This window comes from Oleiphilus sp. HI0067 (assembly GCF_001635735.1).
Window position 1 is genome coordinate 1 of sequence record NZ_LWFI01000820.1, and the last position, 388, is coordinate 388.

Below are 388 nucleotides of genomic sequence, written 5' to 3' on the forward strand. Positions count from 1 at the left end.
TTCTAAACAAAAGCAGCAGCAAATCGAGTTTTATGGCGGTCAATGTCACCTAGTCAAGGGCGGTGATATTTACGGTGAGGCAGAACGTTTAGCTAAGGAGTTAGGTGGTCACTATATGGACCAGTTTACCTATGCTGAACGCGCCACAGACTGGCGAGGTAATAACAATGTCGCTGACTCTATTTTCAATCAGATGCGAAGAGAGCGATACCCTGAGCCTAGTTGGATTGTGGTCAGTGCGGGAACTGGTGGTACGTCAGCGACTATTGGACGCTACATCAAATACCGCGGAGCGTCGACTCAGTTATGTGTCGCAGATCCGAGTCATTCAGTGTTTTACGACAGCTTTATGAGCGGAGATTCTTCTCTCACGTGTTCCTGTCCATCT

Annotated in this window: 1 protein-coding gene; it reads left to right on the forward strand. The window is 47.9% G+C overall.

The genetic code is table 11. The features are described 5' to 3' along the window. A partial coding sequence (locus tag A3739_RS08750; RefSeq protein WP_156502498.1) for a pyridoxal-phosphate dependent enzyme occupies positions 1-388 on the forward strand: 388 nt, incomplete at both ends.